This window comes from Acinetobacter baretiae, assembly GCF_015627105.1.
GTDB classification, from domain to species: domain Bacteria; phylum Pseudomonadota; class Gammaproteobacteria; order Pseudomonadales; family Moraxellaceae; genus Acinetobacter; species Acinetobacter baretiae.
In genome coordinates this window covers 1-6,958 of the sequence record NZ_VTDM01000048.1, presented here as the reverse complement: position 1 = coordinate 6,958, position 6,958 = coordinate 1, and the positions used below count along the sequence as shown (strand labels likewise).

General features: G+C 37.6%; 2 protein-coding genes and 1 pseudogene. All 3 read right to left on the bottom strand.

Going from position 1 to position 6,958, the window contains the following annotated elements; genetic code table 11:
• Positions 1-5,679 (bottom strand): calcium-binding protein (locus I2F17_RS12705; RefSeq protein WP_328705932.1); only part of this gene is annotated, 5,679 nt, incomplete at its 3' end.
• A gap of 1 nt (position 5,680) precedes the next feature.
• Positions 5,681-6,502 carry a hypothetical protein gene (locus I2F17_RS12120; RefSeq protein WP_211140116.1) on the bottom strand — a complete coding sequence of 274 codons (822 nt, stop codon included), beginning with the start codon at positions 6,500-6,502 and terminating at the stop codon, positions 5,681-5,683.
• A 160-nt stretch (positions 6,503-6,662) separates the two neighbouring features.
• Positions 6,663-6,958 (bottom strand): annotated as a pseudogene (locus I2F17_RS12115) (hypothetical protein); the annotation flags it as partial.

Below are 6,958 nucleotides of genomic sequence, written 5' to 3'. Positions count from 1 at the left end.
GATGTTATCTAGATCATTACCTGTACCATCAATAGATGAGTAGCCTGTAAGCGTAAGGTTTTCAACATGATCCGTTAAGGTATAGCTGACCGATGATTTAACAAGGTCAATCCCTTCACCGCTCAACTCTGTCACAACATCTCGGCTATTGTCGACGATATAGGTATCGTTGCCTTCACCGCCACGCATGGTGTCTGCATCGGTACCGCCATCTAATGTGTCATTGCCTAAACCACCATCTAATGTGTCGTTACCTGCTCCACCTGACAATACATTGTGACCACTATTACCAAGAATCACATTATCTAACTGATTACCTGTACCATTGAGGTTACTATCACCATTTAATTCCAAGTTTTCTACATGATCACCTAAACTATAGCTTATAGATGATTTAACAAGGTCAATCCCTTCATTTGATTTTTCAGTAACAACATCACCAATATCATCAACAATATAAGTATCATTACCCAAACCACCAGCGAGCTGATCTCGACCTAAACCACCATCAAGAACATCATCACCTTGACCACCGACTAAAACATCATCACCTTTGAAGCCAAATAACTGGCTACTTGCATCATTAGCAATTAATGTATTATTTTGTGAGTTTCCTTGACCAGAAAGCTGACGATCTCCTGTTAAAATTAGGGTTTCTAAATGCTCTGAAAGTACATAGCTCGCAGAGCTATAAACCGTATCTGTACCTTGTCCCTCAAGCTCAATAATTTTATCTTGGCTATCATCAACATAGTAAGTATCATCACCTGCACCACCGGTTAAAGTATCAATACCAGCGCCACCATCTAATATATTATTGCCAGCGTTACCAATAATAATATTATCTTGATTATTACCTTTACCAGTAAGATCTGTATTCCCTGTGAGGGTAAGGTTTTCAACCGAATCAGTCAGAGTATAATTCACACTACTTTGTACAATATCTATGCCTTCATTGGCATTTTCTACAACAATATCATTGCTGTTATCGACAATATAAGTGTCATCGCCTGTACCGCCAATCATGGTATCTGCATCAATACCGCCATCAAGCAAATCATTACCAGCGTCACCATACAGCGTGTCTGAACCTTCTGCACCATACAGTGCATCATCGCCATCTAAGCCACGCAAAGTATTGTTTGCAGTGTTTCCTTTAATAATATTATTGTCTTGGTTCCCTACACCATCAATAGCACTATTTCCAACCAAAGTTAGGTTTTCAACATGTTTTGATAACGTATAGCTTGCAGATGATTTAACAAGATCTGTTCCCTCATTGGCATTCTCCACAACAATATCATTGCTATTATCTACAATATAAGTGTCATCACCTGTACCACCGACCAAGGTATCTGTACCAACACCACCATCTAATATGTCATTACCCTCTAAACCATATAATGTATTATGCCCAGTATTTCCAATAATGACATTATCTAGCTCATTGCCTCGCCCCACTAAATTCTGTGTGCCTATAAGTGTCAGGTTTTCAATATTTTCAGCTAATGTCCAACTTAAAGAACTCAGTACCTTATCTGTACCCGCATTGACCGATTCAATGGTTTGGTCATCGGCATTTTGTACCACATAAGTGTCGTCACCCTCTAAACCTTTCAATACATTGTTTTGCTCATTGCCTGTCAAAACATTATCTAAGGCATTACCTGTCCCATAAATAGCTTGGCCTGTCAGGGTTAAATTTTCTAAATTATCCCCTAATGTATAATCAAAAGCAGCAATAACTGTGTCTGTACCTGCACCCACACGTTCAACAATGGTATCTTCTGTATCGATCTGGTAAGTATCATCACCATACCCCCCTTCTAAACGGTCTGCACCTAAGCCACCATTGAGGATATTCGCCGCATCATTTCCAATAATGACATTATTTAATGCATTACCTGTTGCATTGATATTGGCACCACCTGTCAGTACTAAGTTTTCGACATAGTCACCTAATGTATAGCTAATGCTTGAACGTACTGTATCAGTGCCTTCATCTTCATTTTCGATAACCATATCATTTTTGTTATCAACAATATAAGTGTCATTTCCTGTACCACCAAACAGGATGTCTGCACCTAAACCACCATCAAGTGTATCGTTACCTTCTAAACCATATAATACATTCGATGCATTATTACCAATAATAATATTATCTAATTCATTACCTGTACCCATCAGGTTTTTTGAACCGGTCAGCGTCAGGTTTTCGACATGTTCAACAAGGGAATAACTAATGCTTGAACGTACTGTATCGGTGCCTTCACCTTCATTTTCGATAACCATATCGCCAAAATGGTCAACCACATACGTGTCATTGCCTGTGCCACCAATTAATGTATCTGCACCTGCACCACCATCGAGCCAATCATTACCGTCTAAACCATATAATGTATTAGAGGCGTTATTACCTACCAAAAGATTGTCTAGTTGGTTGCCTGTACCATTGAGTGAATTTGTGCCTGTTAAAGTGAGGTTTTCAACATGATCGCCAAGTGTGTAATCAATACTAGATTTTACGGTATCATTCCCTTGGTTGGATTGTTCAATGACTTTATCTCCCACACTATCAACAATATAAGTATCATTACCTCTACCACCACGCATGGTGTCATTGCCTACACCACCATCAAGGATGTCATTGCCAGTATTACCAATTAATGTATCGTTACCTGCAAAGCCATTTAAAGTGTTATTACCACGATTACCAAAGATAATATTATTTAATTCATTACCAGAACCCGTTAAATCATCTGTACCAATGAGGGTTAAATTTTCAACATGATCGGGTAATACTGTGCTAATACGAGCACCAATGGTATCTATACCTTCGCCTTCATTTTCAATGACAATATCATTGGCATTATCAACAATATATGAATCATTACCTGCACCGCCACGCATGGTATCTGCACCCGTACCACCATCAAGCCAATCATTGCCCTCATGACCTATCAGTTCATCATCACTTGAGCCACCGACCAATATATCTTGATTAGATTGACTGTCTTGAATACCAATCAGTTGGTCTTGAGCATCTGTACCTATTTGTAAATGGGATAAATCAAAGCGTGTACCATCTGCAAAAATTAAAGCATCTAAGCGATATGCTTGGCTGTTGACTTTATTAAACCAATTCTGAATGGTGATGCTGTCATAACCATTCACATGACGAATAAGCAAATCTCGATCATTGACTGTAATATTTAAGTCACCAAAGGAAATGCCTTCACCAAATGTTAAAACATCGGTATCTGTACTACCATGGGTTTCAATAATGGTGTCGTGACCACCCCCTAACTCAAAGACATAGGTATCATTGCCAGCTCCACCATATAATGTATCGTTACCTCTACCACCATTAAGCACATCGTTATGTTTACTGCCCAATAATAAGTCTGCAGATGAAGTTCCAGAGATATTTGCTCCATCATTTGCGCCTAAACGTAAAACATAGCCCATATTTTGTGCAACGGCATATAATTCACTGCTGTTCTTTGAGTTTGCAATCCAATCACGTAATTGGGCTAAACCATCCCAACTTTGAGAAAACAAATTTTTACCAGAAATACGATATAAATCGAGTTGGTCTTGTACAGCTTTATGCGTATCTTTTTCAAATACATTTTGAAATAGGGATTCTACTTGAGCAAAATTAAATGTGATTCCATCTGTCGTGCTATATCCAATATTAATTGCATCTATATATGGTTTTAAGCGTGTTTGTAAAAGTAAGCTGTCATACACAGACTGACGAAGTGCATCATACGCTTGATTGAGTAAACTGGCTTGACCAGAGTTTACGTTGATTTGCTGACCAGAAACAGACGCAACATTATTATTGACATCCAGTGGAATTCTTCTTTCGGTAACCCCTACTTTTGTCACCAGAACCCACCCTTTGGCGGTGTTTTCCACACTAAATTTTAAGAAATTTTGTCCGTTAAAAATTTCAAGTACTCGTATACGTTCCAATAATGTGGTATCCCCACCACCAATGTATTTTACATCTATACCTGCGGTATCTAATCCATCTATACGCTTTACAAAATCTGAGTAGTCAGCACTATTTCCCCACTGTGAAAGCAATTGATCTAGCATCGTCAATTGTTCATCTCGTGTGTTGGCTTGTGCATATTTAGCCAATACTTTTTCTAATTGTGAATTAAGCATGGCCGCTTGTTGTAAATCACGTACAGCACCAGAACCTCTCATATCTGGTAATTTTGAAACGGCATCACTGACTTTAATTTGATCTGTGAATTCACGATAAAAGAGATTTTCTTCTAAATCTAAATTTGCTGCCAAACTTTGGTTGGCATTGGCTTCACCTGTCATCCCATCTGTACGGGTATAACTTCCCACAGCACTAATTAAATTACCATTGCTATTTTGATTGGTTTTTTGGGCAACTAAGTTAATGGCTTTAATACCGTGTTCAGCTAAATATTTAAGCTCATTGGCTTGGCTAATCCCATCTTGGTTTAAATCTTGCCAAATTTGTACTTTAGAGAATTGCTCATCTTGTTTGTCAAACACGCCATCGTTATTGCTGTCTAGCTCACGTAAGGCATCAAAGCCATCGAGTGCATACGTACCATCTTTTTTAAGGGTATCTACACCAAACAGTTCACGACCAGTATCAATAGTATGGTTACCATTGAGGTCTAATACCACAAAGCCATCATCAGCTTTTACCCAACCCGTACCTGTTTTTTTACCATCTGCATCAAAGTCAAAAACAATACCGACTGACGATGCCACTGTTTCTATGCCATCGCCATCTAAGTCTAGTGTAAGTGGGTCTCTGCGTTCAAAGAAGTTTAATGCATCTCTGAAAGAACGAGCGATTCCACCCGCTATTCCACCTTTAAATGGATTAGTAAAATCAAATAAATCATGTAAAAAATCTTTAATTCCCTTTCTTGTATCTGGATCTAAAGGGATATCTAAGCCATCTGTAACATCACCTAAAACCCCATCACTAAATGCACTACCAATATCAGGGTATCTATCTGCGAATTCTTTAATATTCTTTCCTGAAAATACATCTGTATTAATCCAGTCAGATGTTTTTGCAAGCTTATCATATGTTTCTTTAGCTTTATCATACTGACCTGTACGGTTATAACTGTCCATTACTTCAGTTAACCCATACTGAGCAGCAAACATTTGGGCAACAACTTGTCCAGATAAAGCAGCTTCTTTATCTGGATGCCCTGCTGCATTTAAGGAGTCCTGCCATAACTTTTCTTTACCAGCCTCTGTAAGAACACCAAAAGGTCCTGTCAATGTCCATGCTTCGATAGGTAGGTGATTATCGGTAAAAACTCGATTATGAAATGTTTGTGCTTCGTTGGCATTAATGTCCTCATATCGACTATTATCTTGTCTATTAATTTTATCACTAATTACAGTTTTATAAGCCTCGGCCATATCATATCGAATTTTTTCAATTTGTTGTTGCGACAATGGCGTACCATTTCGTTCAGCCACTGCCTGCATATGATTTAATGCTGCATTTCCTGCAAGTGAGTTCCCCGTTGCTACACCATTCGCAAGATTTGCATACTGATAGCCATAATCAGCCATATAGTCATACATAGCTGCCGGTCCACGAGTATGTAACAAGTGAGTTGCTGTATCCATATTAATCGTTTGTTTTGCTTTCACTTCAGTTCCCCTTCACTGTAAAAGATTGAATTAGTTTCTTTGAATCTTGTATGAGTTGTTGCCAATGCGGTAATAGTCCAGCTTGAAAATCAAGTTTTAAATACCTCATATTGCGATCCTGTAGCAAATTGTTTGTTTCTAATTCACACATCGTACGACCTGCTTTAAAATACAAACAACTAATCACCAAAGTGACTTTTTTATCGACTGTTTCTTGCCAATACACTTTCTTTTGAGTTTCTTCTCCTTCAATAACATCTATTTGGTATAGCCCCAACTCTGAATTAAATCGTTTTTTCTGTTTAAACTCTTGCTCAGACACCTCTTCACCAGAACCTATAATACTTTTTCTTAATTTGATTTTTAATTCTCTTGTCATACCTTCTTTTATATATTTTTTTATAATTTCTCCCCCTTCTTTACTAGTAAGTATTTGAGCTTGTTCTATAGAAATACTTAAATCATCAGGTTTTTCCAAATAATTAAAACTGCCTGTCGGAGACATTACAGGCCACGACACTCTAAGGTTGGCACTGCTAATGGGGTCATTACATCCTTTCGCTTCATGTGCCTTGGTGCTATTCCCTCCCCAATAATCTACCCCTTGATATTCAACTTTAGATAAAAATAAATATCTACGATCAATACGCATCTGCTGATGACCAAACATGCCACACTCATACGGCTTTTCACGTATGCTTGGACTGGAAGGACCACTCATTCCACGTATAAAACTAACCAATAAAAATAAAAAAATTAATCCAATAAAGGTAATAAAACACCAACCAAGAACCTTTAATATATCTACAAAGATTTTTTTCATTACACTCTCTACCCCTTATTAATCCCAACATATCATCATTCTTTTAAATCTATTATTGCTATTCAATATCTGCTGTTTTCATAAAAAGGAACATAAAAAATTAGTCTTTGCTACACTTTAAAAATCCAGTTGTAAGTGTTTGACGTGACATATTTTTCCCCTATAAAACTTTTAAATGATTAATTTGCTTGAGTACTTTACTTTGAATAATTTGCCAATCTTTTAAATGCACCGATTGATATTTGGCATCGATATGTACATGCGTATCTTCAGATAAAATAAACCACTGATTGCAATGGCGTGCTTTTGGATACTGTGATCGATCGTCACAAGTGATGAGTGTACTCACATCTCCTTTGCTGTTGTAGCCAACATATATATCTGTTGTATCCTCGTAACCATAACTTTCTATCCATCTAGGATGGGGCTTATATTTTTGCAATCCATATACATTTT